Raw genomic sequence first — 26,920 nt, forward strand, 5'->3', positions numbered from 1 at the left:
ACCTCGCGGTTGCTCCGTGTCACCTGATCAGCTCCTCGGGCATGGTCACCACACGTGCGCGCAGCCACTCGCCGACTGCCTTGGCCTGCGGGTCGAAACGGGTGGAGGCGGCGACACCGTCACCGAGCAGCCCGTCGACGACGATGTTCACCGCGCTCAGATTCGGCAGCGCGTGGACCTCGATGGGGTGTCCGGCCGTCTCGGGCAGCAGCCGGGCGACGGCGCCGGATGTCAGCAGGCCACGCAACCAGGCGTACGCCTCGGCCCGCCGGGGATGGCCCGCCGGGATCCAGACCCCCACGTTGGCGGTGCCGCCCTTGTCCCCGGACCTGGCGAAGACCAGACGACCCAACTGCTCCTCGGTGGTACGGGTGAAGTGCGCCGCCCTCATCGGAGGCGCCGTCTCCACCGGCGGGTCCGCGGTGACCGGTGGCGGGGCGATGTCCACCGACGTGCCGTCCGGACGGGTCACCACGTGCGGCACCAGCTCCTGCGGCAGGAAGCCGGCCCGGTAGATCCCGAACGGGGTGCCGGCACCGGGCGGTGCGGTCACGTGGAAACCCGGATAGGAGGCGAGGGCCAGCTCGACGGCGGCACTGCTGAAGGCGCGGCCGGCGACGGACGGATCGGGGTCCTTGACGTGGCAGCGCAGCACCGCCGACGCGGCCGCCTGACTGGTCGGGTCAAGGTGGTCGGTGCGGGCCAGATCCCACACCAGCTGTGCCGGTGGGCGTGCGCTGAGCGCCTCGGTCATCTGGCCCCGGACCCAGTCGGCCTTGTCTTCGATGTCGGGGCCGGTGAGCACGAACTCGACGCTGTTGCGCCAGCCGCCGACGCCGGTGAGGGCGATCTTCGCGGCCGGCGGCGGGGCGATGCCGCGGACCGAGGTGATGGTCACCCGGTCCGGGCCGCTCTGGTGCAGGGCGATCGTGTCCAGGCGGGTGGTCACGTCCGGGTTGGCGTAGTGCGGGCCGCCGACCTCGTACACCAATTGCGCGGTGACCGTGTCGACGGTGACCGCGCCGCCGGTGCCCGGGTGTTTGGTGATCACGGCGGTGCCGTCCGCGCTGAGCTCGGCGAGGGGGAAGCCCAGCGGGCGGGTGGTGTCGATCGTGGTGAAGCCGGAGAAGTTGCCGCCGGTGGCCTGGGTGCCGCACTCCAGCACGTGCCCGGCGACCACCCCGGCGGCCAGCAGGTCGAAGTCGGTGCGGCCCCAGCCGAACTCGGCGATCGCCGGCCCGAGTGTCAGCGCCGCGTCGGTGACCCGGCCGGTGACGACGATGTCGGCGCCGGCGGTCAGCGCGTCGGCGATCCCGAAGGCGCCGAGGTACGCGTTGGCGGTCAGCGCCCCGGTCCAGCCGTGGTCGGCGGCCCGGCCGGTCAGGTCGTCGCCGTGCACATGGGCGACCTTGATGTCGGCGCCCTGCTCGGCGGCGAGGGCCCGGATGGCGTGCGCCAGCCCGACCGGGTTGAGGCCGCCCGCGTTGGTCACGATCCGCACTCCGCGCCGCCGGGCGGTGGCGAGGCTGCCGGCGAGCTGGCGCAGGAACGTCCTGGCGTAGCCGAGCGACGGGTCCTTCTGCCGGTCGCGACCCAGGATGAGCATGGTCAGCTCGGCCAGGTAGTCGCCGGTCAGATAGTCCAGCGGCCCGCCGTCGAGCATCTCCGCCATCGCCGAGAAGCGGTCGCCGTAGAAGCCCGAGCAGTTCCCGATGCGGATCGCCACGTCCGCCACACTAGACTTTCTGACAAAGTAGTCAAGTTCTTGGGAGGGGCGCCCGATGGGCCGTGCTCGCACCAACCCCGCACCCGGCGCGCCGGCCACCACCCGGGGGCGGCGCACCCACGACGCGCTGATCACCGCCGGCCGGGAGATCATCGAGGAGCAGGGGTGGTCCGGGTTCACCCCCGAGGCCGTCACCCAGGCGGCCGGCGTGTCGTACGGGACTTTCTATACCTACTTCGAGTCCAAGGACGACCTGCTTCGCAAGATCGTCAAGGCCGCGGCCGACGAGATGATCGCCGCGAGCCGGGTGCCCGACCTCGACGACCCGTACGCGCGGATCGTCGAGGCGAACCGCCGCTACCTGGCCGCCACCGGCAGGGCCGCGAAGGTGCTGCGGATGGTCGAGCACGGCGCCTACCTCGACGACAACCTCCGCGCCCTGCTCCTGGAGATCCGCCGGTTCTACGTCGGCCGCAGCGAGGAGAGCATCCGCCGCCTGCAGATCGCCGGCCTGGCCGACCCGACCCTCGACCCCCACCTGACGGCGATCGCCCTCGGCGGCATGGTCGAGCAGGCGGCGGTGGTCGTCAACGAACTACGCGAGCCCCTGGACACCGAGAAGATGGTCGACCACCTCTCCCGCCTCTGGGCGGCAGCCATCGGCCTGCGCCGCCCGTCATCGGGTCCCGTCTGAGCGCCTCGGCGACCGGACGGAGGCGGTCACGCTCAGCCGGCCGGGAGGGTGACTCCGGTCTGGGCGGCGCACAGACGCAGCAGCGCGTCCTGGGTGTCCGGGTCGTGCTCGGCGGGGCCCGGCGTCCAGGCCCGTTCGGTGTCGTAGGAGTCCGGCGGGACCGTCACACCGGTGGCCAGCCGGGCCAGGCGCTCGCCGGCCTGCTCCGGGGTGAGTGGGGCCCGGTCGCCGTTGCGGGCGGTCATCGCGGTGGCCACCCAGCCCGGGTCGAAGGCCACGGCATCGGTGCCGGGCCAGTGCCGGCCCAGGCCGAGAGCGAGCAGGACCAGATGCAACTTCGTGGTGGAGTACGCCTCCCGGCCGTCGAAGGCACGATGGGAGTAACTCGGGTCGTCGAGGTCCAGTCTGCCGTCGCCGGCCAGCGCGGACGAGGTGAAGACCAGTCGGCGGGGTCGCGGCAGCAGGGCCGCCAGCACGTACGCCGAAAGGGTGTTGACCTGGAACGTCGACTCGATGCCGTCCTCGGTGAGGATCCGCTCGGTGGCCGTCATCCGGGCCAGGCCCGCGTTGAGCACCACCGTGTCGAACGGGCCGATCGCGGCCGCCTGCGCGGCGAGCGCCCGGGTCTGCGCCAGCGAGGCCAGGTCACCGGTCACCACACCGGCCGCGCCGGGCACTGTGGACTCGGCCGCCCGGTGCTCGTCTCGCGCGTGCACGACCACCTCGTGCCCCTGCCCGACGAGCAGGACGGCCGCTGCCCGCCCGATCCCGGCCGACGACCCGGTCAGAAGAATTCTCGCCACGGATGTGGACCTTAACAGTCCTCCGTCGATCCCCCGCCGCGCTGGGAAGTGGTGACCGGGGACTGCCGTTCCAGCGGCCGGCCGCCCGATTGTCGCGTGCCCTGAACCGGTGGTGCCGTGCTGGCCCGGACCACCAGGCGGGTGGCCAGTTCGATTCCGGTCTGCGAGGCGGTCTCACCACGACCGAGGGCGAGCGCCAGCTCGGTGGCGGCCATCGCCATCTCGGTGAGCGGCTGCCGGATCGTGGTCAACGGCGGGTCCACCATGACGGCGATCGGCAGGTCGTCGAAACCGATCACGCTCAGGTCGTCCGGGACACGCAGGCCCAGGGTGCGGGCCGCCTGGTAGACACCGACCGCCTGCAGATCGTTGCCGGCGAAGACCGCGGTCGGCCGCTGTGGCCGTCTCAGCAGCTCAAGCGCCGCCTGATAGCCGCCCTCGTGGGTCAGCGCCGCCTGCACCACGTCCTCGTCGCGCACCGGCAGCCCGGCCGACTGGAGAGCCGACCGGTGGCCGTCGAGGCGGGCCTGGCAGAAGAGATGACCCGGACCGCTGATCATCGCGATGTCCCGGTGGCCGAGGCCGATCAGGTGGCGGGTGGCCGAGCGGCCGCCGTTCCAGTTGGTGGCGCCCACGTACGGGACGTCGTCGGGTGGTTCGGTGCTGGGGTCGAGCACCACGAACGGGATGCCGCGGGCCCGGAGCTGGTTCTGTTCGGCTTCGGACAGCTGGGCGACGGTGACGACGCAGTCGGGGCGGCGGGCGATGGTGTCGTCGATCCAGTAGCGGATGGTGTTGTGGTCCGGCCCGAACTCGGTGAGCACCAGCCCGACCCGGTGCTCGCGGACCACCTGCTGCACGCCGCGGATGATCTCCACACCCCACATGTGCTCCAGCTCGTCGACGACCAGTTCCATCAGGTTGGTGCGCTGGACCGGGCTGGACTTGCGATAGCCGTACTGGGTGATCAGCGCCTCGACCCGGGCGCGGGTGTCGGCGGCCACCCCGGAGCGCCCGTTGATCACCTTGGAGACGGTGGGGACCGAGACGCCGGCGGTCTCGGCGATGTACGAGATCGTCACCGGCTTGACCGGGTCGTCGGCGCTCACCGCGCCAGGATAGGCGAGGGCCGGCCGGGGATCACCCGGGCTCATAGTCGTACCAGTCGAAGCGGACGGTGCCGTCGGTGGCGTACATGCCGATCACCCGGCCGGTGAATCCGCCGGCCACCTCGGTGGACAGGTAGCGGCCGTCGAGTTCGGCGAGCACCTCGGTCTCGGTGCCGAGCCGGATCATGTCGGGTTCCTGGCGGGGGTGGCCGTCGCCGCCGTCGGCCGCGATGATGTCGATCCGCAGCCGGACCGGCCCGGACGGGACGGGCAGCACCGGTGAGGTGTGCCGCATCGAGCCCAGCCGCGCGGTCACCCGCACCTCGCCGTCACTGATCTCCACCTCGTAGTGGTGGTTCTCGTCGAGCCGGACCACCAGTCCCCCGCGCCCGGCGCCGGCGTCGACGAGCGCCCGGACCGTGCAGGACCGGTGCTGCTGGCGCCGGCCGACGAAGGTGACACACGGGTCGTCGAGCGACCGGTCCCGGGCGTGCAGGGTGAGCCATCCGTCCCCGGCCGACCAGCTGCTGTCCGGCCGGGACCGGATCGACAGCCAGTGCGGACGCAGGCCGGCCTGGTCGAAGTCGTCCCGGGTCGCCTCGGGTTCCGGTGGTGTCACCGGCCACGGCGCGGGCATCTCCGGCAGCAGCTCGCCGACCACCGGCCAGCCGTCCTGCCAGGTGACCGGGGCCAGGAAGGTTTCGCGACCCAGCACGTGCCAGCCCGGAGTGCCGCCACCAGGGCGAACACCGAGCAGCACCATCCACCAGGAGCCGTCCGGGGCCTGCACCAGGTCGGCGTGCCCGGTGTTCTGGATCGGCCGCCCGCTGCCCCGGTGGCTGAGGATCGGGTTGGCCGGGCACGGCTCGAACGGGCCTTCCGGGCTGTCCCCGCGGGCGATCGAGACGGCGTGCCCGCGCTCGGTGCCGCCCTCGGCGATCAGCAGATACCACCGGCCGCCGATGCGGTAGAGATGCGGCGCTTCCGGCGCCTGGGCGCCCGGCGAGCCCGACCAGAGCTTGCGCGGGTCACTGAGGACGCGTCCGTCGCGGGGGTCGATCCGGACCTGCCAGATGCCTGCGTACGTGCACCAGCAGTGACCGTCGTCGTCCCACACCAGATCGGGATCGATGCCTTCGACCGGCACCCGCACCGGGTCCGACCAGGGGCCTTCAGCCCGGTCAGCGGTGTAGATGAGGGTGCCGCCACCGGGCGCGACGTTGGTGGTGATCAGCCAGAACCGGCCGTCGTGGTGACGCAGCGTGGGTGCGTACACCCCGCCGGACGACGGTGTGGACGGCGGCAGGGCGAGCTGCGCGGGCCGCTCCAGAGCGTTGCCGATCTGCGTCCAGTTGATCAGATCGCGGCTGTGGAGGATCGGCACGCCCGGGTAGTACTCGAAGCTGGAACAGGCGAGGTAGTAGTCGTCACCCACCCGGCAGACGCTCGGGTCGGGGTGCATGCCGGCGATCACCGGATTGGTGAAGGTGTGAGTGCCGACCAGCGTCATCCGGTCCCCTTTCGTCAGCCCCGATTCAACCATGATCTTCGACCCCTGTCATGCTATGTTTCGGTCGATTCAGAGAAAGTTTCTGCATTCTCGGCGCACGAAGGTCCGGATCGCCGTTCCGGTTCACCCGCCGGAGCGGCGGTGACCGGGGTCGGTGCGACGGCGATCCGGATCCTCCCGCGGCCTTGTCACCGCAACACCGTGACCGGACCCTCAGGGAGCGCCGGTGACGGTGGAGCCGGACTTGGTGATGCGATAGGTGGTCTGGGCGCCGCTCCAGAAGTGGAAGGTCAGGGTGGTGACGCCGTCGTTGAGTTCGGCGAAGAACTCCGGCTTCAGGATGATCGTGTCGGCGGCGTAGTCCGGCTGGAAGTGCTGCCAGAACTCCTTGAACGACGTCCAGTTCGCCGGGCCCGCGTTGGAGCCGTCGGCGTACTTAGCCTCCATCGTGGCCAGCTGATCGCCGCGGAACTGAGTGGGGATCGTCAGAGCGCTGGTGGTCCCGGTGGCCGTGGACTGGGTCGGGGTGTCGTACGAGACGAGGTGAATCCGCCACGGGACGCCGGCCGAGAACCGGGCCTCGACGGTGGAGCGGACGCCGTAGGAGCGGTCACCCAGCAGTCTCGTCAGGGCGGTGGCCGTCAGCGTCAGCGTGGTGCCGGAGACCGTGTAGTCGGTGCCCTGGGTCAGGCCGGTCAGGCCCTGGAAGGTGGTGCCGTTCAGGTTCAGGGTCAGCGACTTCGCGGTGATCGTGCCGGTGCGCGGGACCTGGATCCGGTCGGATGAGGCGGTACCGGAGCGGGTCGTCCAGCTCGCCCTGATCATGTCGTGGACGCCCTGGTCGCGCCAGCGCAGTTCGGTGCGGTTCAGGAACTGGCCGGCGTCCCACAGCATGGTGGTCAGGCCGCGGATCCGGGCGTGGTGGCCGACCGCTTCCAGGAATTTCAGGAACTCACCGCGTTCGATCACGCCGGGACGGTTGTGATCCCAGTTGAGCAGCGCCCACTCCCCCACGATCACCGGGATGCCACGGTCGACGAAACTCGTCTTGACCCGATCGAACGTGTTGACCAGGTCCTGCTCGACGGTGCTGTCGTACCGCGTACCACCGGCGATGTTGACGCTGAACGGCCAGTATCCGTAGAAGTGCACGGTGGCCGCCAGGTTCGGGTCGTCGAGGGCGTCGAACTCGGCGTTCAGCGCGTCCAGCCGCCCCTGGTCGGCGTTGGTGTGCAGGGTCGGCAGCACCAGCAGCCGGGTGGTGTTGGCGCCGCCGGAGGCGCGCACCAGGTCGACGAAGATCTCGTTCAGTTCGGCGAGCGCCGCATAGTTCTGGGTGTCGTCGGTGGTGCCGGCGAACTGGGGCTCGTTGGTGCTCTCGAACACCAGCTCCTCGGGATGGTCCCGGAACGCGGCGCTGATCTGCGTCCACAGGCTGGTGTACCGGGCGGTCACCGCGGCCTTGTCGGTGGGATACGTGTTGATCCACTGCCAGGAGTCGTGATGCAGATTGATCATCACGTACAGATCCTCGGCGAGCGCCCAGTCGACGATCTGCCGGACCCGGTTGAGCCATGTCGTGTCGATCGTGTGGTCCGGGGCCGCACCGTGATGGTTGGACCAGGTGATCGGCAGGCGGACACTGTTGTAGCCCTGTGACTTCACGTGCCGCAGCAGCTCCCGGGTGGTGAGCGGATTGCCCCAGGAGGTCTCGCCGGGGATGGCGTCGAGGGTGTTGCCGAGGTTCCAGCCGGGCTGCATCGCCGCGACGATATCCTCCGGGCCCGCCGTGTTCTCGTCACCGGTGCAGGCCACGCCGTTGAGGGTGAACGCCGGGGGCACCGGGTTGGCACCGGTCCACGAGCCGTTGAAGCCGAACGAGACGCTGCCGTTCGCGGGGACCGCGGCGTTCCAGCTCGCGTTGGTGGCCGTCACCTGGTCACCGGCGGTGGAGACGGTGGCGCTCCAGGCCTGGGTGACGCGCTGGCCCGAGGAGAAGGCCCACTTCAGGTTCCAGCCGTTGATCGCGGCGCCGAGATTGGTGACGGACACGTCGGCGGTGAACCCGCCCTGCCACTGCGCGGACACCCGGTAGTCGACGCGGCAGCCGCCGGCCGCCTGCGCCGCGGTCGCCACCAGCACACCGGCCAGCAGCAGTACCGACGTGAGCACGGCACGCAGCCGGTTCCGGGGATGCCGACGCGTTCGGGGATGGGGATGGGGATTCATGAGTCACTTCCTTGTCGGGGAAACAATCGCAACTCAGAGAGAAAGTTTCTAGGCGCGACCATAGGCCAGCCTTCGACAAGGGTCAATGGCCTCAGCGGCGGTGCTGGTTGAGGTGTTCGCGCATCTCCCGGGCGAAACCCTCGGCGTGGGCCAGCTGGTCGCGCAACGTCTGGACCCGGGTCTCGGCGGCCTCGTGATAGCCGGCCAGCCGGTCCATCAGAGCGCCGCGGTCGCCGGTGTCGGCGGTCAGCTCGTCGAGGATGCGCAGCAGGTCACGCATCTCGTCGAGGGTGAACCCGAGCGGCTTCATCCGCTTCACCACCCGCAGACGGTCCAGGTCGGGATCGGTGTAGAGGCGGAAACCACCGTCGCTGCGGGCGGACGGCACGATCAGGCCGGCTTCCTCGTAGTGACGGATGGTGCGGATGCTCAACCCGACCCGGTCCGCCGCTTCCCCGATCTGCATGTGCCGTCCGGTCATCGCCACAGTCTGTCAGTGCCCGGCGTTGAGCCGTCCCGCGAGGTTGGCGTGGAAGCCGGCGCTGGCCTCGTTCAGGCCGGTGATCTCGACGTTCTTGCCCCGGGCACGGTATTTCGTGGTGATCGCGTCGAGGGCGGCCACCGAGGACGCGTCCCAGATGTGCGCGGCGCTCATGTCGATGATCACGCGGTCCGGGTCGTTGGCGTAGTCGAACTGGTGCACCAGGTCGTTGCTGGAGGCGAAGAACAGCTCACCGCGTACGACATAGGTGTCCCCGGTCCTGGTGACCTCGGTGAAGTGGGCGACCCGGCGCGCGAAGACGACCATGGCGGCCAGCACGCCGAGGATGACACCGACGGCGAGGTTGTGGGTGACCAGGGTGCCGGCGACGGTGACCAGCATGACGACGATCTCGCCGGTCGGCATCCGCTTGAGGGTGGCGGGGGCGATGCTGTGCCAGTCGAACGTACCGACCGAAACGATGATCATGACGGCGACCAGGGCGGCCATCGGGATCAGCGCGACGACGTCACCGAGCGCGACGACCAGGATCAGCAGGAACACACCGGCCAGGAAGGTGGAGAGCCGGGTGCGCGCGCCGGACGCCTTCACGTTGATCATCGTCTGGCCGATCATCGCGCAGCCGCCCATGCCGCCGAAGAAGCCGGTGACGATGTTGGCGACCCCCTGCCCCCAGGATTCCCGGGTCTTGTCCGAGCGGGTGTCGGTGACGTCGTCGACCAGCTTGGCGGTCATCAGCGATTCCATCAGACCGACCAGAGCGATCCCGATCGCGTACGGGGTGAGCAGCGTCAGCGTGTCCATCGTGAACGGGACGTCGGGCAGACCGAACACCGGCAGGCTGTCCGGGAGGGTGCCCTCGTCACCGACGTTCGGCACGGTCAGGTGCGTGATCAGGACGAATGCCGTCAGCAGGACGATCGCCACCAGCGGGGCCGGCACGACGGTGGTGAACCGCGGCAGGAACACCATGATCGCCAGCGCGACGGCGACCAGCGGATAGACCAGCCACGGTACGCCGATCAGGTGCGGCACCTGGGCCGTGAAGATCAGGATGGCCAGGGCGTTGACGAACCCGACCATCACGCTGCGTGGAATGAACCGCATCAGCCGGGCCACCCCGGCCGCGGCGAGCACGATCTGGAACAGGCCGCCGAGGATCACCGCAGCGGTCAGGTAGCCGAGCCCGTACTCCTTGGCCAGCGGCGCGACGACCAGAGCGATGGCGCCGGTGGCCGCGGAGATCATCGCCGGGCGCCCGCCGCAGATCGCGATGGTGACGGCCATGGTGAACGAGGCGAACAGGCCGACCTGCGGATCCACCCCGGCCAGGATGGAGAAGGAGATCGCCTCGGGGATCAGTGCCAGGGCCACGACCAGGCCGGCCAGCACCTCGGTGCGCAGCACCTTGGGCGAGGCCAGCCAGTCCGGCCGCGACCAGCGCCGCACCACGGTTTCCGACATTCCTGAAATGTCCTCTCAAAATGAAGAGCTGGCCCAGCATCGCACCCCAGCGCGAGGACCGCCTCGACCAGGGCCACCCATCCCGGGGACCGGGTGGCCTGAGGGCCGTTCCGGGCGGGCCGTGCGACTCTACCCTTCCGTAAGAGGAGAGTTGCGACTGCCCCACCGCTCCTGGACGGAGTGAGCGCTCACGCGGCTCGCCGCGGCGGGATACGCGCTCGACGCCCATCCGGGCCGGCTGGGCGCGGTGGCCGGTGCCCTCCTGAACCTGTTCTTCGGCCACTCCCGGCGGACCGAGCCGCCCGACGCCACGGTCAGCGTGGAGGACCTGGCCGATCCGTTCCTGCACGGGGCGCTGAGCCGGACGGAGTCCTAGAAGCCGGTTTCCCGGTTCCGCAGGCCGTCGAAGGCGAAGGTCAGCACGCGCTCGCGCTGGGCGTCGTCGACGAAGACGGTGGCGGTCAGGCCGGAGACCATCCGCAGCACGTCGTCGAAGGCGGCGTCCGGGCGGATCTCGCCGGCCTCCCGGGCGCGGTCGAACAGGGGCCGGCCGGCCTCGTACATCACCGCGCGGCAGGAACCGAACATCTCCGAGTCGCGGTTGAGCAGGTCGATGATGGCGCGCTTGGTCGCCGCGTACGCCACGAAACGCTCCAGCCAGCCGCGCAACGCCGGCCACGGGGGCTGCCCGGACAGGGCCTCGGCGGCCTCGGCCAGCTGGGTGACCTCCTCGACGTAGACCGCCTCGATCAGGTCCTGCCTGGTCGGGAAGTTGCGGTAGAGGGTGCCGATGCCGACCCCGGCCGTCCTCGCGATGTCCTCCAGCGAGGTGTCGGCGCCGTGCGCGGCGAAGGCGTCGCGGGCGGCGACGAGCAGCGCGTCGAAGTTGCGCCGGGCGTCGGCACGCTGCGGTCGGCGCACTGTGATCATCGGGAAACCCCTTGCGAACCGGAGGCAGGCCTCCGTTAATGTGGAGGCATGCCTCGACTTTATCAGCCGGCGCCGCGGACGACCTTCGCCGTGCTGGCCTCGGCGGCTGCGGCGTTCGCGCTGATGCAGAGCCTGCTCACCCCGGTGCTCCCGACCATCCAGCGGGACCTGCACACCTCCACCGCCACCGTCACCTGGGTGCTCACCGCCTGGCTGCTCGCCGCCGCGGTCGCCACCCCGCTGATGGGCCGGGTCGCCGACATCATCGGCAAGGACCGCACCCTGCTCGTGGCACTCGGCGCCATCGCGGCCGGCTGCCTGATCGCCGCGCTCGCCCCCACCATCGAGGTGCTGATCGCCGCCCGGGTGCTGCAGGGCCTGGGCGCCGCGGTGTTCCCGGTGTCGTTCGGGATCATCCGGGACGAGTTCCCGCCCGACCGGGTCGCCTCCGCGATCGGCACCATGGCCGCGGTCATCGCCACCGGCAGCGGCGTCGGCATCGTGCTGGCCGGCCCGATCGTCGGCTTCCTCGACTGGCGCTGGCTGTTCTGGATCCCGATGGGCGTGGTCACCGTCGTCGCCGTGCTCGCCTGGCGGATCGTGCCCGCGTCACCGGTGCGCAGCCCCGGCCGGATCAACCTGGTGTCGGCGGTGCTGCTGGCCGGCTGGCTGGTCGCGCTGCTGCTGCCGCTCAGCAAGGGGGCCGTGTGGGGCTGGTCGTCCGGGCGTACGTTAATCCTCTTCGGTCTTGCCCTGATCCTGCTCGTCACGTGGATGGTCGCCGAACTGCGCTCCGCCGAGCCGCTGATCGACATGCGGATGATGCGCCTGCCCGCGGTCTGGACCACCAACCTGTCCGCGCTGCTCTTCGGGGCCGCGATGTTCGGCGTCTTCGCCTTTCTTCCCCAGTTGATGCAGATTCCCACCATTTCCGGGTACGGGTTCGGCGCCACCGTCACCGGAGCCGGCCTGCTGATGGCCCCGATGCTGGTCGCGATGGCCGTGTTCGGATCGCTGTCCGGGCCGCTCACCCGCTGGGTCAGCAACAAGGCCCAGCTGCTGTGGGGTTCCGCGATGGGCACCGTCTCCTGCCTGACCCTCGCCCTGGCGCACGATCAGAAGTGGACGGTGGTGCTGGCTGGGGCGATCTTCGGAATCGGCCTCGGCCTGATCTACTCCTCGATGGTCAACCTGATCGTGCAGAGCGTGCCCCGGCATCAGACCGGCGCGGCCAGCGGCATGAACACCAACATCCGCACCATCGGCGCCTCGATCGGCACGGCGGTGGTCAGCGCGATCGTCACCGCCCACCCGGGCGCCCACGGCCTGCCCGCCGAATCCGGCTACACGCTGTCCTTCCTGATCCTGGCCGGCGCCGCCGCAGCCGCCTTCGGGGTGGCCCTGCTGGTCCCGGCCGGGTCCACGGCCCCGGCCGACGAACCGGCCCTGGCGACAGCCTGATCCGTGCCGGCCGCCTCCCGCTTCCGCAGGTGTGTGTAGAGCAGCGGCCGGCTCATCTCCATCCCTCTCCGCCTCTCGCCCCCGGTCAGAGACTTCCGACAGGGGGTGCCGGGGTGTCGACTGTGGACGTCGAGGGTCAGGCCGGGCGCTGCTCGACCGGGGCGCTCATCAGCACGCCATCCGGGCGTACCTCAAGGGTCATCTTGGCGAAATTGACGAACGACTCGTCCTCCAGCGGCATCACGTCGAGAAAACGCAGCATGGCCGTGCAGTATTTGGCCATCGTGTTCCGCCCCGGCATGAAGATCGACACCTCGTCGCGGGCCTCCTGCGTCACGCCGGGCATGCCCTCGACGGCCACCTTGACGATCCAGAACGGCCCTTCCCCGTCCAGCACCCGCCGGTCCTGCTCGGGCGTCTCCAGCGCGAGGGTCCGCCACGGCCGGCCGGCCGCCCGGTCCCCGGCCTCCTCGGCCAGTTCCCGGGCGGCCGCCTCGATCATCCGCTCGGCCTCCGCCCACTCCTGCGCGTCCCGGCCGGCCGGAGTGCCGTACACCATCCGCGACAGCACGGTCATCTCCGGAAGCCGCCGCCGGGTGATCTCCGGCTGGGAGCCGTAGACGGCCCGGGCGGCCTGGATCGCGTCGTCCTGGGCCGCCCGCTGCCGCTGGATCTCCTCGTGATGCCGGTCGATCAGGGTCAGCGCCTGGTCGGGTTCGTCGATCGCCTGCCGGACATGCTTGACACTGAGCCCGGCATCACGCAGCAGGGTGACCGTCATGGCCTGCTCGACCTGCGTGAAGTCGTACGCCCGGTGCCCGGTCCGCTCATCCACATGCGCCGGAACGAGCAGCCCCTCCCCGTGGTAGAACCGCAGCGCCTGCGGGGTGAGGTGGCACATCTCGCTGAATTCCTTGATCGACAACATGCGACCAGGTTGCCCCTTCCAGTAACTGGAAGTGCAAGCCCGCTACGACACAGCGGTCCCTTCCAGTTCGACCATCTGACCGGGGATCGCCAGCCGGGTGACGCCGAGCATGGTGGTGGCCGGGGCCGCGCCGCGCAGTCTGGCCACCAGCAGCCCGTAGTGCGGGAACAGCGCGTCCACGTCGGTGGTGTAGACGTTGAGCCGCACCAGGTTCGCCACCGTCATGCCGGCCCCGGCGAGCACCGCCTCCAGGTTGTCCAGGCTGAGCGTCAACTGCCCGGCCAGGTCACCGTCGTGTTCGGGTTTGCCGTCCGGGCCCATCGCGGTCTGGCCCGAGCAGTACAGCGTCCGGGTCGCCCCTTCGACGAGTTCCCCCTGGTTGAAGCCGAGCTCCGCCGACCACGTCCACGGGTTGACCGCTACTCGTTGCATTCTTTCAGCTCCCTCTCGTTAGGTTGCGCTGATGTTGGCAACGAATCACGACACCCTCTGTCAGGTATTCTGCGGCGATGCGCGCCGACCGTCTGGTCTCGCTGGTGCTGCTGCTCCGGCAGCGCGGCCGGCTCACCGCCGACACCCTGGCCGCCGAGCTGGAGGTGTCCACGCGCACGGTGCTGCGCGACATCGAGGCGCTGTCCACGGCAGGCGTCCCGGTCTACGCCGAACGCGGCCGGCACGGCGGTTTCGCCCTGCTCCCCGGCTTCCGCACCGAGCTGACCGGCCTCACACCCGACGAGGCCCTGGCACTGCTGACCAGCAGGAACGGCCGCCTGTTCGGCTTGGGCCCGGCGTTGGACGCGGCGATGCGCAAGGTGGTCGACGCACTCCCGGCCGACGCCACCGAGGCGGCCCGCCGCTTCCTCACCGACCCGGAAACCGACCTGCTGGCCAGCCGCCGCCCGCACGACCAGGTCGCCGACGCGACGATGCGGACGGTCCGCCAGGCAGTCCTCTCCGGTCACCGTCTGCGCATCGACTACCAGGGCTCCGGCTTGCGTACGATCGACCCGCTCGGCCTCGTCACCGCCCGCGACCGCTCCTATCTGCTGGCCTTGCGCGACGGCGAGGACCGCACCTACCGCCTGTCCCGGATGGCGTCCGCCGAGCAGCTGCCCGAACCAGCCCAGCGCCCCACCGACATCGACCTGAACCAGCTGTGGAAGGACCGCTGCGCCCGCTTCCTCTCCGAAAACCACATCACCGCTTGCGTACGGGTGAACCCCAACCGCCGCGACGACCTCCTGAACATGGCGGTCGCCGTACGTACCGAGGCTCTGGGCCCCGACGGCTGGCCCCGCCTGGAGGTGACGTTTCAGGACCTACGCCACGCGGTGTGGGCGCTCTGGCAACTGGGCCCCGACGCCGAAGCCCAGACCCCGCAAGCACTGAGAACCGCCCTGCACAACCGGGCCGCGTCACTCGTCGCCCGTTACGCAGCAGCCCGTTCAGGCCCAGCTCACCCTTGACCGCCCGGTAGTCATGCATCCATAGGGGCGCACAGCGGCCCGGCCGAAGCCGAACCGCTGTGCACTGCTGAAGGCCTGCGTCCTCGAACGCGCCCGGCCTCTCACGAATCAGACGCGCCGTTCTGCTCCCTGAGATCCTCGGCCACATCGAGGTTATGCGAGACCATGGCCCGGAAGAAGCTGAGGAAGCTTTCATAACCTTCGATCAAGACACCGGCCATCCAGATGACCTTCGGCTCCCCCGGCGCGTCCTCCAGCATCACGATGACATCGATCCCCACGCTGGATGCTCCGATAGGAAAGCACCGGCCGTTCAGCAGTCCGGCCCTCTCGGCCGCTTCGCTTTCGAGGTAGCTGAGGAGCTCACGCGCGGCAGCGGCCGCCTCACCCGTAAGGTCGGCGCAACCGAACAGATCAATCTCCTGAAGGAAGGCGGGCCAACCGTCGGCCGCGTTCAGAAAAGAGGCATATTCAGCACCGAACGAGAATCCCAAAAGTGATTCCGCCTGCCGGATGGACGACTCTGAAGCGGGAGGATTCGGGCTTTCGTGCCTCCATAGCTGATCCTCATCGAGGTCACGTAGAAGCTGTTTGGCAGACAGCATGCTGCCGATCTCAGCTCCCCAGCTCATCGTCACGGCACCCGCCTGTTGTCCACCAGAACAAAGATCGTTGGCTTGGAGCGCACATCATAGCGCCGCCTCTGACCGGAGAAAATTCTTGGGAGGGTCGGGGTAGCCGAGCCACATCGCGTCCGGAGCATGTACGGCAATGCATTTATGAGCGCGTCGCTGGAATCATCAACGTGGTCGGAAGAAGTGGTCGAACTCTTCATCAGTGACCCAGTCCGGAACACGGATCTCCACTGGACCACAACCGCCGATATCCCGAGCTGACGCTTGACCAGACGGCTTGTATTCCGCGCCCGCGCCAGCCACATCTGGGCCTTGTTGTCGGCCTCGATGTTCGACTGTTTCGATAGGCCCGCATCTGGTCGCAAGCCTCTTTGGAACCCCAGTGGTCCTCACAGATGCCGGTGCCCTCCTGAAGGTGCCGCACGAACGGCTCGTTCGCCTTGCCGGGCCCGTCACTCCCGAGGGGACGCACGGCGGCGTGAAATCGCCGTTCTCGTCGTACAACCGCCTGGTAGCGGCCTGCTCAGCCTTCGGCCTCTCCACTGCGGTGCTGAAGGCGTTCCTGGCTGCGGCATCAGCATCCTTACGAGCCAAGGTGGCCAGGCGGGAAGCTTCCGAGACGTACCGCTTCTCGGTCTGCGCGTGTGTCGCCGCAGTGTCGCCGGCGTCCAGCGGCCTTGTACTGATCGACCTCCAGGAACAGCCAGCGGCACGACGGCGGGCCGTCCAAGGCGATGTTCGCCGCTACCTGATCTCCGGCCACCCGTCGCGGCGAGGTCACCCACCGCGATGCGGGCGTCGCGCTCGGCCACGACGCACTGCCCGTTTTGGGCGCGTGGAACACATAAGGATGTCGATCAACATATTTGGGGGTGAGGTCCAGCTGCATCTATTTATGTATTTATTTACATCACAATAAAACTGAGGTCACCCCGCGCGGCGACCGAAGTCCCGGACCGGGGCCATGGAAGAGCTTTTTGCCTGGTCAGCAGTGGACACTCCGGATCGGACCGTCGGCGATGGACCTAGTTATTCGACGCATGGACATACTTGTAAGCTGCTCCGATGGTTTACGATCTTGAGCCGGGTACGGCTCGGCCCCATCCGGACAGCAAGAGTCCGGATGAGCTGCCGGCGGAGGCCGTTCCGGCCGGACCGGACATGATGCTGTGGCTGCACCGGGCGTTGACGCTGGCCGCGGTGATGGGTCTGATCGTGGGGACGCGTGCGGTGTGGACCACCCACGCGCTGGCCCGGCCATGGCTCGCGCTGGCCATCACCGCCTGCTACCTGACGATCCTGATCCTCGGGGTTCTCGCGTTCACCGCACCGGGACACCGGGCCCTGGCGCGTCTGGACGTCGGTGCACTGGTCACCGCGATCGTGCTCAAGGCCACGACGGCCTGGCCGGGGATCTCCGGCCAGAAGGAACTGACCGTCGACGAGGGCATGCTGATGGACGCGGCGGCCCGGGGCGTGGCGGACGGCCGCAACCCATACACCTCCGAGTGGCCGCAGATCGACCCGAACCTGCCGACGCAGCTGATGGAGGGCCGGACGGTCTTCGACTTCGGCTATCCGCCGCTGGGTGTCAGCCTCGGCGCGGTTGCGCAGTGGGTGTTCCCCTCGCTGGTCGGCATCGTTCTGGTGGCCTGGCTGGCGATGCTCGCGACGGCGCTGTTCGTGTTCTTCGTGGCACCGCAGCCGCTGCGGCCGATCGCCACGCTCGGGGTGCTCGGGCTGGGGACTCTCACCAACTACGCGGACAACGCGTACCCGTCGATGATCGCCATGCCGTTCCTGTGCCTGGCGCTGTGGGCGTGGCCGAAGATCGGCCGGGAGGGCCGGCTCGGCTGGCACGGGATCCTGCGCGCGGTGGCGCTGGGTGTGGCCTGCTCGATCCACCAGCTGGGCTGGTTCCTGGCGTTGTTCCTGGTGGTGGGCCTGATCATGCTGAGGCTGGGCGAGTTGGGCCTGGGCCGCACGTTCATGCTGCTGCTGCGGTACGGCGGAACCGCCCTGGCCGTGTTCTTCCTGACCAGCGCGCCGTTCATCATCGCGAACCCGAGCGCCTGGCTGACCGGCGTGTTCGAGCCCCTGCTGCAGCACGCGGTTCCGCACGGGCAGGGCCTGACCGGCCTGACCCACTACGTGATCGGCGGCAGTGGGGCACTCGACTACTACGGCCGGGCGACGATCGTGCTGCTGGTGGGCATGCTCGCGGCGTTCGCGCTGCACCTGCGCACGCTCGGCCCGGCGATCGCGGTGCTCCCGTGGATGATCTTCATGGTGTCGACCCGCTCGCAGGACGGCTACTGGGTGCTGACCATGCCGTTGTGGCTGGCCGCGCTGGTCACCACGAGCCGTGCGGACTTCACGGAGGCGTACCGAATCGGGATCGTGAAGGGACGCCGGGCGACGGCGGCGGTGACCGGTGCGCTGTTCCTGCCCGCCGCCACCTGTTTCGTCATCGCGGCGGCCACGCCGCAGCCCCTCGAATTCTCGGTGACCACGCCGGTCACCCCCGGTGAGCGCATCGAGTCACTGACCGTCCAGGTCACCAACCGTTCGGACGAACCGGTCACGCCGTTCTTCTCGCTGGTCACCACCGTCACGATCACCAACTTCTGGAAGGTGCGGACCGGCCCGCCCACGCTGGAGGCCGGACAGTCCGCGATCTACACCCTGCAGCCGAACACGAAGACGTACCTGATCCCGGAGAACAGCCCGGCGATCCTGCGGGCGGTCTCCGACGATCCGCAGACCCTCAGCAGCATCCGGCTCACCGACTGACGAACGTCCGGGCACCCGCGCTAGCGTGGGTGCCCATGAGCGTGTTGATCGTGCGCGGTGGATGGGACGGCCATGAGCCGGTCGTCTGCACCGAGATGTTCCGGGACCTCCTCGAGGCGCGCGGGCACTCCGTGACCGTCTCCGACAGCCTCGACGTCTACACCGACAAGGCCGTGCTCGACGCCGCCGACCTGATCGTGCAGTGCTGGACCGGGGGTGATCTCACGCCGGAGCAGGAGGACGGGCTGGTCGGGCGGGTCCGGGACGGCGCCGGGTTCGCCGGATGGCACGGCGGAATCGTCGCGTTCGGCTACAACGCCGCGAAATACCAGTTCATGGTGGGTGGGCGGTTCATCTTCCACCCGGGCGGGATCATCGACCACCGGGTCGACATCGTCGACGGCCGGGATCCGATCGTGGCGGGGCTGGAGTCGTTCGGCATCCGGACCGAGCAGTACTACTGCCACGTCGACCCGAGACTGAACGTTCTGGCCACCACCACCTTCGACGGCGGCCACGGCGAACCGGACACCGCCGGAGTGGTGATGCCCGTCGTGTGGACCCGGAACTTCGGCGACGGACGGGTCTTCGTGTCCACCCTCGGCCACTCCCCCGCCGACCTACGGGTGCCTCAGGTCCGCACGCTGACCGAGCGCGGCCTGCTCTGGGCGGCCGGCGAGGCGGTGCTCTCCCGCACCACCAACTCGGTGTCCAGCACCCCACCGTCGGCCTGACCGAGCACGGTGCGCATGGCGAGCGCACCCATCTCCCGCAACGGCTGACGCACCGTGGTCAACGGCGGCGAGGCCCACCGCACCGACGGCAGATCGTCGAACCCGACCACACTCAGCTGATCAGGAACGGTCACGCCGCGAAGCCGCGCCGCCTTGTACACACCCATCGCCATGCCGTCGTTCATCGCGAAGATCGCGGTCGGTGGATGCCGCCGGTCGAGCAGACGGGCTCCGGCGGCGATCCCCGACGGCACGTTGAAATCGCCGCGCTCGATCAGATCCGGATCCGGTGTCAGGCCGGCGTCGTCGTGCGCGGCCAGGAAGCCGTCCCGCCGGGCCCGGCTGCACATCAGCTGCTCCAGGCCGCTGACCAGGCCGATCCGGGTATGGCCGAGGCTCAGCAGATGGGCGGTGGCGACTCGGGCCCCGGCGAAGTTGGCGGCGTCCACAAACGGCAGATCCGGGTTCCAGGCCAGCTGGTCGATCGTCACGACCGGCACGTGCAGCCGGCTCAGCGCCGACACCAGCGCGCCGGACGCGGTGTCGGTAGCCAGGATCACCCCGTCGGTCCGCCCGGCCCGCAACCGGCTCAACAACTGCCGACGGGAAGTCTCACCACGATCAAGAGCGGACACCACCATCCGGACACCCGCGTCGGATCCGGCCGCCTCCAGCCCGCGGATGTGCTCGCCCTCCCAGGCACAGTCGATCTCCGAGAACACCACGTCGATCACCCCGGCCGACGCCTCCCGCCGCACCGCGCGCCCCCGGTAACCGTGCTCGCGCAGCAGGTCGTCGACTCGCCGCCGGGTGCTCTCCGACACGTCGGCCCGCCCGTTCCACACCTTCGACACGGTGGCCAGCGAAACCCCGGCGGCCGCGGCGATCTCCGCCATGGTGGCTTTCAAGATCAACCCCGCTTTCCGGTACGAGTAACCCGTCCCCAACCGCAGCAGACACCGGCCGTGTCGTCCGCGCAAGACCGGCGGCACACCGGGCCGTCAGCGCGACCGCCGGGCGGATGCGAGCCGGACGGAACCCTCAGTCCTGTCCGCAGGCCGTCTCCAGCTCGGTGACCGCCGCGTTCAGCTTCGACTTGCTCGGCTTCTTCGCCGGATTCTTCGCCCACGCGTCCTTCAGCGCGTCCATCTCCACACCCACCTGAGCGGCGGCGTCGGTGACGAGCGGACTGGCCCCGAACTTGCCGAGCTCGATGTCGGCGGCACCCGCCGCATAAGCCGCACCGACCGCGTCGTGCCCCGACGGCGGCCCGATCTTCTCCGCCTCGGCGATCTTCTGCACGTTCGACTCGATCGAGGTGAGCAGCGCCTCACAGGCCTTGACGGTGGCTTCGTCCGGCGTCGGCGCGGTGCTGGCCACCTCGGTCGGGACCGGAGCCGCCGGCGTGCCGGCCGCGCTGTCACCCGGCTCCCCACCCGAGTCACATCCGCTGATCAGCACGACCGCGGCGGCGGTGGAGAGAAGCAGGCCGAAACGCTGGTGACGCAAAGCAGATCCTCACGTTGAACCCCGTTGAATCCCGAAAGCTACCAGAACGCCGATCCCCTTTCCGACCCGATTCCGCCGGCGCGGGGTGGGGACGGGCGCGGCGTGCAGACAGGCGCCCCCACGCGCGGGGTGCGGGAAGGGCCGGCCCGGCGCGCCGCCCCCCGGTGGTCCCCGGCCGGATCAGTGCTGCTCCTCGATCGGATGACGTCTCTGGCCCGCGATGACGTGCGCGGACAGGATGACCGGCTGAGGGGGGCTGCGCATGCTGCGAGCTGACACCATCGATCGTCTCGGGCCCGGCGACCACGCCTGTGTGGTGTTCGACGACGACGAATCCCGGGGCCGGGCACTGACCGCGCTGGTCCGGGCCGGGGTTCGGGACGGGCACCGGATCCTGTGGTTCGGCGACTTCGAACCGGAGATCGACGCGGGACTGCCGGACCGGCTGCGGCCCGGACAGTTGCGCACCGCCACGTACGTCGCGGGCGGGGTCTTCGATCCGGAAGCCGCGATCGACACCTGGCGGGAGGAGTCGGCGCGGGCCCGGGCCGCCGGATACCGGGGGCTGCGCGCGGCCGGGGACATGTCGTGGGCCAGTGGCCCGGTGCCCGGCGCCGACCGGGTGTGCTGGTTCGAGGCGCAAGTCAACCGGTTCTTCGCGGAGGGGTTCGCGATGGCGGTGTGCCTCTACGACAGGCGGCTGTTCAGCCGGGCCGAACTGACCCGGGTGTGCTGGTCGCATCCGGCCACGATCGGCTACGACACCGATCCGTCGGCGGTGCCGCTGCTGCGGGCGGTACGCACCGACGATCCGCCCGGGATCGCCCTGCACGGTGAGGCCGACCTGTCCAACCGTCGGGCGCTGCGCACCCTGGTCGAGCACATGGCCGACGACAGTCCGGCCGACGACGGGCCGCTGACCGTTGACCTGTCCGGGTTGCGGTTCGCCGACGCGGCCGCGATCCGGATCCTGGCGCGGGCAGCCGCGTCGTCGGCCCACCGGTTACGGCTGGTCGGGCCGTCCCGGGCGATCCGGCGGCTGCTGAGCCGGTTCGGTTCGGCGGAGGCGATCCGGTGACCCCGCCGGCCCGGTTCAGCGGAGACGACTCGCTGACACCGCCGGACCCGGTCGGCCGAGGTGATCCGGTGACGCCAGCGGTCCGGGCCGGATTCGAGCATCCGGGCCTGCTGTACGACAGCCACGCCGCCTACCTCACCTGCACCACCGGTTTCGTCCGGGACGCGGTGGCCGCCGGGGAGCCGGTGCTGGTGGCGGTGCCGCCGCCGAAGCTGGGCCTGCTCCGGTCCGCGCTGGCCGACGTGGCGGCCGAGGTGACGTTCGCGGACATCACCGTGGACGGCCGAAATCCGGGCTGGCTGCTGCCCGGGGTGCTGCTGCCGTTCAGTTCGGCCCATCACGGCCGCCGGATCTCGGTCATCGGCGAGCCGGTCTGGCCCGGCCGCGGCCGGCTCGAATATCTGGCGTGCGCGGCGCACGAAGCCCTGGTCAACGCGGCGTTCGCGGGCCGGGAGGCGGCGATCCTGTGCCCGTACGACACCGGAGCCCTACCGCGGGACCGGGTGTCCGACGCCTGGCGCACCCACCCCGTGATGATCGTCGACGGCACCCGGCGGGCCAGCCCGTGGTACGACGACCCGTACCGCACCGCCGGCACGTTCAACCGCCCGCTACCGCCGGTGCCACCGACCGCTGCGACGATCGGCTTCGGTCACGCCGAGACACTGTCCGCGGTGCGCCGGTTCGTGGCGGCCCACGCGGTCGACGCCGGACTGACCACCGACCGGGTCGACGACCTGCTGATAGCGGTGAACGAGCTGGCCGAGAACACCGTCACCCACACGGCCGGCGATGGCGTCGTCAGCCTGTGGACCGAGACCGGCCGCCTGGTCTGCCAGGTCGACGACCACGGTCATCTGGCCGATCCGATGGCCGGCCGGATCCCACCACCGCTGGACGCCGAGAGCGGCCGCGGCCTGATCATGACCAACCGCCTGTGTGACCTGGTCCGCGTGCACACCCGCCCGGGCGCCACCAGCATCCGCCTGCACATGACGCTCACGGAGGAGTGAATTCGTGTGCCGCGTTCCGGTGCGTTCCGCACCGGAACGCGGCACACGATCGGGAGCGACCCCAGACGCCGCACNGCCCGGGCGCCACCAGCATCCGCCTGCACATGACGCTCACGGAGGAGTGAATTCGTGTGCCGCGTTCCGGTGCGTTCCGCACCGGAACGCGGCACACGATCGGGAGCGACCGCAGACGCCGCACATTTCGGACGGGCCGCCGGCGCCGCACGCGGTGTCAGCAGGCCGCAGACACCGCACGGTTAAGCGGGCCGCGAGGGCCGCACGCGGCTCGGGCGGGCCGCAGGCTCGGGCGGGCCACACGCGGTTCGCACGGGCCGCCGGTTCACGCGGGCCGCACGCGATTCACGCGGGCCGCACTCGGTTCGGGCGGGCCGCCGGTTCGGGCGGACCACACGCGGTTCGGAGGGGCCGCATTCGCCCGGCGGTCGCCGGACGGTCCGGTGTGCCGCCTGGCTCGCGGGGACGAAGCGGTGGCGTTTCGGTGGAACGTACCGAAAAGTTAGTCTTCTTCTTCTTCGAAAAGCTCTTCGACGACCTCTTCGGCCACGTAGCCGGCGGCGAAACCGCCCGCCGCGCCCAGCAGGACGCCGCCCATGCCGCCACCGTCATGATCGTCGTGGCCGCCGTAGGAACCGTGATGGCCGCTGTGCCGGCGGTGGTGGACCGCCTGCTGGAGCCACGCGTCGACCTGGCCGGGCCAGTCGGTGGTGTCGGCGGAGGAGTGGTGGACGGTGTAGCGGTGGACCGTGTCGTGCGAGCCGTCGAACTCCAGGATCACCTCGGCCGCGTGCGGGGTGGTGACGAAGGTCAGTTCGATCGAGGCGAACGCGTGCGCGTACTGCGGGGCCGAGCGGAACTCGATCTCCTGGTAGAACGGCAGCGTCTGCGGCGACCCGGCGATGTGGCCGTGCTCCAGGTCGGCGGTCTGGAAGGCGAAACCGAGCTGCTGGAGGGCGTCCAGGATGCGGTGCTGCACCGGCAGCGGCTCGACCTGGATCGGGTCCAGATCACCCTTGTCGACGGCCTGGTCGACGGAGACCTCGGTGCGCACACCCATCACCATGCCGTGCAGCGGCCGGCCGTGGACGGCGGTGACCGGGGCCTCCCACGGGACCTCGAAGTGGAACGGGATGGACAGCTCCTGCCCGGCCGCCAGGTGCAGCGGGCCACTGACGGTCACCCGGTGGAACTCGCCGGTGACGTCGCCCTCGGCCGTCTCGACCCGGGTGACCAGGCTCAACGTCACATGCTCCAGGGAGCTGTCGTGGCTGCCGCCGGTCAGGTCGACACGGCCGGTGATCGGACCGCCGGGATGGGTGTGTGGGTCGTTGAGGACGGTGTCGACACTGGGCCCACCCACACCGAGAGCACCGAGCATCCGTTTGAACAAAGCGTCCTCCAAGGCAGTATCGATACCAAAGCGGACAGTAACACGTGCGGCTGTATGGTTATCACACCAGCGGCGAGTCGACGATCGTGAGCGCGAGGTCGATCAGGGCGTGTGCCCGGCCGCTGATCAGGGTGAGAAGGGCGTGCGCATGCGGGGCTCCCTCGGCGGCCTCCTGCAGTGCCTGCAGATTGGCGGAGAGATCGGCCAGCCCGGCGGCGAGGTCGCGATCGCCCTCACCGCGCAGGGCGTCGGCGATCGTCTGCAGGCTCAGGCCGTGTGCTTCCAGTCCCCTGATCGTCGCGATCGTGTCGACCGCCGCCGGATCATAGAGACGGAAACCACCTCCGGTCCGGTCGGCGCACGTGAGCAGGCCCAGTTGGGTGTAATAGTCGACGGTGCGGGTAGAGACCCCGGCCTGACCGGCGAGCTCACCGATTCGCAACAGATCGCTCATCGGGAAACCATACAGTTGAACGTTCGAAAGGACTCCGGTTGCTGATCACGATCGGCATCGTGGCGATTGTGCTACTCACCGCGGCCACCGGCTATTTCGTGGCCCAGGAGTTCGCCTACGTGGCGGTGGACCGGGAGCGCCTGCGTGCTCTCGCCGACGAGGGTGACGCGGCCGCGGCCCGGGCCCTCACCGTCACCCAGAAGTTGTCATTCGTGTTGTCCGGCTCGCAGGTCGGCATCACGGTCACCGCGCTGCTCGCCGGCTACGTCGCCGAGCCGTTCCTGGGCGAAGGCACCGCCGAGCTGCTCGGCATGGCCGGGCTGCCGGAGGCGGTGACCACCACCGTCTCGATGGTGTTCGCCCTGCTCTTCGCCACCGTCGTGCAGATGGTGCTGGGTGAGCTGGCGCCGAAGAACCTGGCGATCGCCGAACCGGTCGCGGTGGCCCGGGCACTGTCCCGGTCCACGGTGATCTACCTGGCCGTGGCCGGGCCGCTGATCCGGTTCTTCGACTCGACGGCCACCCGGCTGCTGCGCGCGGTCGGCATCGAGCCGATCGAGGAGCTGCCACAGGGCGCCACCTCCGAGGACCTGGACCGGATCATCGAGGCGTCCAGCGCACACGGTGTGCTGGACGCGCGGGCCGCCCGGCTGCTGGACCACGGCCTGGACTTCCGGATCCGCACCGCCGCCGAGGTGATGCGCCCTCGGGTCGACGTCACCTCGATCAGCGGCAGCGAGCCGGCGTCGCGGGTGGTCGAGCTGCTGGACACCGGGCACTCCCGGTTCCCGGTGATCGGCGACGGCCTGGACGACGTGATCGGTGTGGTGTCGATCGCCGAGGTGGTCGCCCTCGACCCGGCGATGCGTGACAGCACCCCGGTCAGCACGCTGGCCACTCCCCCGATCGCGCTGCCCGAGTCGTGCCGGCTGCCGGTGGTGCTGGACCGGCTGAAGTCGGCACACCGGCAGATGGCCGTGGTGGTCGACGAGTTCGGCGGGTTCGCCGGCATCATCACCCTGGAGGACGTGGCCGAGGAGCTGGTCGGCGAGATCCGCGACGAGGACGACCTCCCCGAACCGGTGATCGAGCAGAAGACCGACGGCTCCTGGATGATCCCCGGCCGGGCCCGGATGGACGAGATCGCCGAGGCGACCGGGGTTCAGCTGCCCGAGGACGACCTCTACGACACGGTGTCCGGCCTGGTCCTGGCCCGGCTCGGCCGCCTGCCCGCGGTCGGCGAGAGCGTCGAGCTGACCCCACCGCCCACCATCGACGACGACGGAAACCCGCAACCCCAAGCTGCGGTACGCCTGACCGTGCTCGAAGTCCGCAGGCGTGTGCCGTCCCGCGTCGCCCTCAGTGAGGTCAGCGAGGTGACCGAGTGAACACCACCTGGTCTTTGATCGTTTCGTTCTTCCTGCTCGTCGCCAACGGGTTCTTCGTGGCGGCCGAGTTCGCGCTGGTCGCCGCGAAACGGCACCGGCTGGAGTCGGCCGCCGCCGAGGGATCCCGGGGCGCCCGCGCGGCGATGTCCGGCACCCGGCGGCTGTCGCTGATGCTGGCCGGCGCCCAGCTCGGCATCACCCTGTGCACGCTGGGCCTGGGCGCACTGGCCAAGCCGGCGGTCGCGCACCTGCTGGAGCCGGTGTTCACCGCGGTCGGGATCCCCGGTGACGCGGCGTACGTGGTGGCGTTCCTGCTGTCGGTGCTGCTGGTCAGCTTCCTGCACGTGGTGGTCGGTGAGATGGCCCCGAAGTCGTGGGCGATCAGCCACCCGGAGACCTCGGCCACCATCCTGGCGATCCCGTTCGTCGGGTTCACCACCGTGCTCAAGCCGGTGCTGCTGGCCCTGAACGGGCTGGCCAACGCGTGCCTGAAGCTTTTCAAGGTGGAGCCGCAGGACGAGCTGGCCCAGGTGCACAGCGCCGAGCAGCTGCGGCTGCTGCTGGAGACGTCGAAGGAGCACGGCACCATCCCGGACGCCGAGCACGAACTGCTCACCGCGATGCTGCAGATCGAATCCCGGACCGTGCGCGAGGTGATGACCCCGAACGACCGGATCGTCACGGTGGCGGCGGCCGACGACGCCCGGACGGTGGAGTTGCGCAGCACCGAGGCCGGCCGGTCGCGCCTGGCAGTCACCGATGTGAAGGGTGAGATCACCGGCATCGTGCACGTGCGGGAGGCGGCGAAGGCGGTCGGTGGCGGGCTGGACTCGACGGCGGGGTCGCTGATGACGTCGGCGCTGCGGCTGCCCGCGGACACCACGGTGCTGGACGCGATCGCCTCGATGCGGCAGTTGCGCAACCAGGTGGCGCTGGTCGTCGACGACGAGGCGGTGATCGGGCTGGTCGCCCTGGAGGATCTCCTCGAACAGGTGATCGGCCAGTTCGACGACGAGACCGACCCGGTGATCGACGCGGCCCGCCGTGCCGGCCGCAAGTCCCGCTCGACAGCATGAGCGTGTGGTG

25 protein-coding genes are annotated in these 26,920 nt (G+C 69.9%); 10 read left to right on the forward strand and 15 right to left on the reverse strand.

Going from position 1 to position 26,920, the window contains the following annotated elements; translation table 11 throughout:
• Window positions 1-19: 19 nt before the first annotated feature.
• Entirely contained in the window at window positions 20-1,726 is a 1,707-nt protein-coding gene (locus ACQ0O7_RS41925; RefSeq protein ID WP_430791490.1) for an acyclic terpene utilization AtuA family protein, read from the reverse strand.
• 55 nt (window positions 1,727-1,781) lie between these two features.
• Here ACQ0O7_RS41925 and ACQ0O7_RS41930 point away from each other — a divergent pair, with 55 nt between their 5' ends.
• Entirely contained in the window at window positions 1,782-2,420 is a 639-nt protein-coding gene (locus ACQ0O7_RS41930) for a TetR/AcrR family transcriptional regulator (RefSeq protein ID WP_430791491.1), read from the forward strand.
• A gap of 32 nt (window positions 2,421-2,452) precedes the next feature.
• Here ACQ0O7_RS41930 and ACQ0O7_RS41935 read toward each other — a convergent pair whose 3' ends face one another.
• The 6 genes from ACQ0O7_RS41935 to ACQ0O7_RS41960 form a co-directional block, all read right to left on the reverse strand.
• Window positions 2,453-3,223: an SDR family NAD(P)-dependent oxidoreductase gene (locus ACQ0O7_RS41935; protein WP_430791492.1), complete on the reverse strand. Its 771-nt coding sequence runs from the start codon at window positions 3,221-3,223 to the stop codon at window positions 2,453-2,455.
• A gap of 11 nt (window positions 3,224-3,234) precedes the next feature.
• Complete coding sequence (locus ACQ0O7_RS41940; RefSeq protein ID WP_430791493.1) at window positions 3,235-4,332, reverse strand: LacI family DNA-binding transcriptional regulator; 1,098 nt, start codon at window positions 4,330-4,332, stop codon at window positions 3,235-3,237.
• Between the two features lie 31 nt (window positions 4,333-4,363).
• Complete coding sequence (locus ACQ0O7_RS41945) at window positions 4,364-5,842, reverse strand: glycoside hydrolase family 43 protein (RefSeq protein WP_430791494.1); 1,479 nt, start codon at window positions 5,840-5,842, stop codon at window positions 4,364-4,366.
• Between the two features lie 213 nt (window positions 5,843-6,055).
• Window positions 6,056-8,014, reverse strand: a complete 1,959-nt coding sequence (locus tag ACQ0O7_RS41950; RefSeq protein ID WP_430791495.1) for a cellulase family glycosylhydrolase — start codon at window positions 8,012-8,014, stop codon at window positions 6,056-6,058.
• Between the two features lie 148 nt (window positions 8,015-8,162).
• Window positions 8,163-8,552, reverse strand: a complete 390-nt coding sequence (locus ACQ0O7_RS41955; protein WP_430791496.1) for a MerR family transcriptional regulator — start codon at window positions 8,550-8,552, stop codon at window positions 8,163-8,165.
• A 12-nt stretch (window positions 8,553-8,564) separates the two neighbouring features.
• Complete coding sequence (locus ACQ0O7_RS41960) at window positions 8,565-10,037, reverse strand: SulP family inorganic anion transporter (RefSeq protein ID WP_430791497.1); 1,473 nt, start codon at window positions 10,035-10,037, stop codon at window positions 8,565-8,567.
• A gap of 247 nt (window positions 10,038-10,284) precedes the next feature.
• Between ACQ0O7_RS41960 and ACQ0O7_RS41965 the strand changes: the two genes are divergently transcribed.
• Window positions 10,285-10,413, forward strand: coding sequence for a hypothetical protein (locus tag ACQ0O7_RS41965; RefSeq protein WP_430791498.1), 129 nt, complete (start codon window positions 10,285-10,287; stop codon window positions 10,411-10,413).
• On the opposite strand, the gene ACQ0O7_RS41970 is transcribed toward ACQ0O7_RS41965, so the two are convergent.
• On the reverse strand, window positions 10,410-10,967 hold the full coding sequence (locus ACQ0O7_RS41970; protein WP_430791499.1) for a TetR/AcrR family transcriptional regulator: 558 nt from the start codon (window positions 10,965-10,967) through the stop codon (window positions 10,410-10,412). The two genes, ACQ0O7_RS41965 and ACQ0O7_RS41970, sit on opposite strands and share 4 nt — an antisense overlap.
• 48 nt (window positions 10,968-11,015) lie before the next feature.
• On the opposite strand from ACQ0O7_RS41970, the gene ACQ0O7_RS41975 reads away from it, so the two are divergent.
• A complete protein-coding gene (locus ACQ0O7_RS41975; protein ID WP_430791500.1) occupies window positions 11,016-12,428 on the forward strand; it encodes an MFS transporter in 1,413 nt (470 codons plus the stop codon).
• A gap of 136 nt (window positions 12,429-12,564) precedes the next feature.
• Here ACQ0O7_RS41975 and ACQ0O7_RS41980 read toward each other — a convergent pair whose 3' ends face one another.
• Window positions 12,565-13,356, reverse strand: coding sequence for a MerR family transcriptional regulator (locus tag ACQ0O7_RS41980; RefSeq protein ID WP_430791501.1), 792 nt, complete (start codon window positions 13,354-13,356; stop codon window positions 12,565-12,567).
• Window positions 13,357-13,398: 42 nt separating this feature from the next.
• The gene (locus tag ACQ0O7_RS41985) at window positions 13,399-13,788 is read right to left on the reverse strand and encodes a RidA family protein (RefSeq protein WP_430791502.1); all 390 of its coding nucleotides are present in this window, start codon (window positions 13,786-13,788) and stop codon (window positions 13,399-13,401) included.
• A 77-nt stretch (window positions 13,789-13,865) separates the two neighbouring features.
• Here ACQ0O7_RS41985 and ACQ0O7_RS41990 point away from each other — a divergent pair, with 77 nt between their 5' ends.
• Window positions 13,866-14,822: a helix-turn-helix transcriptional regulator gene (locus tag ACQ0O7_RS41990; RefSeq protein ID WP_430791503.1), complete on the forward strand. Its 957-nt coding sequence runs from the start codon at window positions 13,866-13,868 to the stop codon at window positions 14,820-14,822.
• A gap of 101 nt (window positions 14,823-14,923) precedes the next feature.
• On the opposite strand, the gene ACQ0O7_RS41995 is transcribed toward ACQ0O7_RS41990, so the two are convergent.
• A complete protein-coding gene (locus ACQ0O7_RS41995) occupies window positions 14,924-15,460 on the reverse strand; it encodes an SMI1/KNR4 family protein (RefSeq protein WP_430791504.1) in 537 nt (178 codons plus the stop codon).
• Window positions 15,461-16,522: 1,062 nt separating this feature from the next.
• On the opposite strand from ACQ0O7_RS41995, the gene ACQ0O7_RS42000 reads away from it, so the two are divergent.
• Together ACQ0O7_RS42000 and ACQ0O7_RS42005 are read left to right on the forward strand one after the other, a co-directional pair.
• Window positions 16,523-18,250, forward strand: a complete 1,728-nt coding sequence (locus ACQ0O7_RS42000) for a hypothetical protein (protein WP_430791505.1) — start codon at window positions 16,523-16,525, stop codon at window positions 18,248-18,250.
• A 35-nt stretch (window positions 18,251-18,285) separates the two neighbouring features.
• Window positions 18,286-18,984, forward strand: coding sequence for a ThuA domain-containing protein (locus ACQ0O7_RS42005; RefSeq protein ID WP_430791506.1), 699 nt, complete (start codon window positions 18,286-18,288; stop codon window positions 18,982-18,984).
• On the opposite strand, the gene ACQ0O7_RS42010 is transcribed toward ACQ0O7_RS42005, so the two are convergent.
• Entirely contained in the window at window positions 18,882-19,880 is a 999-nt protein-coding gene (locus ACQ0O7_RS42010; protein ID WP_430791507.1) for a LacI family DNA-binding transcriptional regulator, read from the reverse strand. The two genes, ACQ0O7_RS42005 and ACQ0O7_RS42010, sit on opposite strands and share 103 nt — an antisense overlap.
• A 145-nt stretch (window positions 19,881-20,025) precedes the next feature.
• On the reverse strand, window positions 20,026-20,493 hold the full coding sequence (locus tag ACQ0O7_RS42015; protein WP_430791508.1) for a hypothetical protein: 468 nt from the start codon (window positions 20,491-20,493) through the stop codon (window positions 20,026-20,028).
• A gap of 262 nt (window positions 20,494-20,755) precedes the next feature.
• Here ACQ0O7_RS42015 and ACQ0O7_RS42020 point away from each other — a divergent pair, with 262 nt between their 5' ends.
• Together ACQ0O7_RS42020 and ACQ0O7_RS42025 are read left to right on the forward strand one after the other, a co-directional pair.
• Entirely contained in the window at window positions 20,756-21,571 is an 816-nt protein-coding gene (locus ACQ0O7_RS42020; RefSeq protein ID WP_430791509.1) for an MEDS domain-containing protein, read from the forward strand.
• Window positions 21,572-21,639: 68 nt separating this feature from the next.
• A complete protein-coding gene (locus tag ACQ0O7_RS42025; protein ID WP_430791510.1) occupies window positions 21,640-22,584 on the forward strand; it encodes an anti-sigma factor RsbA family regulatory protein in 945 nt (314 codons plus the stop codon).
• 517 nt (window positions 22,585-23,101) lie between these two features.
• Here the strand turns inward: ACQ0O7_RS42025 and ACQ0O7_RS42030 are convergent.
• Together ACQ0O7_RS42030 and ACQ0O7_RS42035 are read right to left on the reverse strand one after the other, a co-directional pair.
• Window positions 23,102-24,004 carry a sporulation protein gene (locus tag ACQ0O7_RS42030; RefSeq protein WP_430791511.1) on the reverse strand — a complete coding sequence of 301 codons (903 nt, stop codon included), beginning with the start codon at window positions 24,002-24,004 and terminating at the stop codon, window positions 23,102-23,104.
• A 49-nt stretch (window positions 24,005-24,053) separates the two neighbouring features.
• On the reverse strand, window positions 24,054-24,446 hold the full coding sequence (locus tag ACQ0O7_RS42035) for a MerR family transcriptional regulator (RefSeq protein WP_430791512.1): 393 nt from the start codon (window positions 24,444-24,446) through the stop codon (window positions 24,054-24,056).
• A 38-nt stretch (window positions 24,447-24,484) separates the two neighbouring features.
• Between ACQ0O7_RS42035 and ACQ0O7_RS42040 the strand changes: the two genes are divergently transcribed.
• Together ACQ0O7_RS42040 and ACQ0O7_RS42045 are read left to right on the forward strand one after the other, a co-directional pair.
• Complete coding sequence (locus ACQ0O7_RS42040) at window positions 24,485-25,834, forward strand: hemolysin family protein (RefSeq protein WP_430791513.1); 1,350 nt, start codon at window positions 24,485-24,487, stop codon at window positions 25,832-25,834.
• Window positions 25,831-26,910 (forward strand): hemolysin family protein, encoded by a 1,080-nt coding sequence (locus ACQ0O7_RS42045; protein WP_430791514.1) that lies wholly within the window; start codon window positions 25,831-25,833, stop codon window positions 26,908-26,910. The genes ACQ0O7_RS42040 and ACQ0O7_RS42045 overlap by 4 nt, the downstream gene beginning before the upstream one ends.
• Window positions 26,911-26,920 lie beyond the last annotated feature (10 nt).

Source organism: Actinoplanes sp. G11-F43 (genome assembly GCF_050589265.1).
Lineage (GTDB): Bacteria > Actinomycetota > Actinomycetes > Mycobacteriales > Micromonosporaceae > Actinoplanes.

Excerpts from the sequence above, each read along its gene's own strand:
- ACQ0O7_RS42010 (WP_430791507.1), bottom strand. The coding sequence starts at position 19,880 with ATGGCGGAGATCGCCGCGGCCGCCGGGGTTTCGCTGGCCACCGTGTCG.
- ACQ0O7_RS41985 (WP_430791502.1), bottom strand. The coding sequence starts at position 13,788 with ATGCAACGAGTAGCGGTCAACCCGTGGACGTGGTCGGCGGAGCTCGGC.
- ACQ0O7_RS41945 (WP_430791494.1), bottom strand. The coding sequence starts at position 5,842 with ATGACGCTGGTCGGCACTCACACCTTCACCAATCCGGTGATCGCCGGC.
- ACQ0O7_RS41930 (WP_430791491.1), top strand. The coding sequence starts at position 1,782 with ATGGGCCGTGCTCGCACCAACCCCGCACCCGGCGCGCCGGCCACCACC.
- ACQ0O7_RS41970 (WP_430791499.1), bottom strand. The coding sequence starts at position 10,967 with ATGATCACAGTGCGCCGACCGCAGCGTGCCGACGCCCGGCGCAACTTC.
- ACQ0O7_RS41990 (WP_430791503.1), top strand. The coding sequence starts at position 13,866 with ATGCGCGCCGACCGTCTGGTCTCGCTGGTGCTGCTGCTCCGGCAGCGC.
- ACQ0O7_RS42005 (WP_430791506.1), top strand. The coding sequence starts at position 18,286 with ATGAGCGTGTTGATCGTGCGCGGTGGATGGGACGGCCATGAGCCGGTC.
- ACQ0O7_RS42020 (WP_430791509.1), top strand. The coding sequence starts at position 20,756 with ATGCTGCGAGCTGACACCATCGATCGTCTCGGGCCCGGCGACCACGCC.
- ACQ0O7_RS42035 (WP_430791512.1), bottom strand. The coding sequence starts at position 24,446 with ATGAGCGATCTGTTGCGAATCGGTGAGCTCGCCGGTCAGGCCGGGGTC.
- ACQ0O7_RS41960 (WP_430791497.1), bottom strand. The coding sequence starts at position 10,037 with ATGTCGGAAACCGTGGTGCGGCGCTGGTCGCGGCCGGACTGGCTGGCC.
- ACQ0O7_RS42000 (WP_430791505.1), top strand. The coding sequence starts at position 16,523 with ATGGTTTACGATCTTGAGCCGGGTACGGCTCGGCCCCATCCGGACAGC.
- ACQ0O7_RS41980 (WP_430791501.1), bottom strand. The coding sequence starts at position 13,356 with ATGTTGTCGATCAAGGAATTCAGCGAGATGTGCCACCTCACCCCGCAG.
- ACQ0O7_RS41955 (WP_430791496.1), bottom strand. The coding sequence starts at position 8,552 with ATGACCGGACGGCACATGCAGATCGGGGAAGCGGCGGACCGGGTCGGG.
- ACQ0O7_RS41975 (WP_430791500.1), top strand. The coding sequence starts at position 11,016 with ATGCCTCGACTTTATCAGCCGGCGCCGCGGACGACCTTCGCCGTGCTG.